The organism is Cupriavidus consociatus, from assembly GCF_017814975.1.
GTDB lineage: Bacteria > Pseudomonadota > Gammaproteobacteria > Burkholderiales > Burkholderiaceae > Cupriavidus > Cupriavidus consociatus.
This window is the reverse complement of record NZ_JAGIQA010000212.1, coordinates 1-266: the sequence shown is the minus strand read 5'-3', so window position 1 is coordinate 266 and position 266 is coordinate 1. Positions and strand designations below refer to the sequence as shown.

The 266-nt window shown below is 50.8% G+C and carries 1 rRNA gene; it reads left to right on the top strand.

Annotated features, from left to right (window positions below):
- Nucleotides 1-266, top strand: a 23S ribosomal RNA gene (locus J8I82_RS38135); the annotation flags it as partial.

The window sequence follows — 266 nt, the reverse complement described above, 5'->3', positions numbered from 1 at the left end:
TGAGGGAAAGGCGAAAAGAACCCCGGGAGGGGAGTGAAATAGATCCTGAAACCGCATGCATACAAACAGTCGGAGCCCCGCTTTAAGCGCTTTCGGCGATTTTTACGGTAGTAAAAATCGTCAAAAGACTCCAGTGTGAAATAGCACCACTGGCGCGCAAAGCGGTTTAAGCGCGAGAGCGCTTAAAGCGGGGTGACGGCGTACCTTTTGTATAATGGGTCAGCGACTTACATTCAGTGGCAAGCTTAACCGATTAGGGAAGGCGT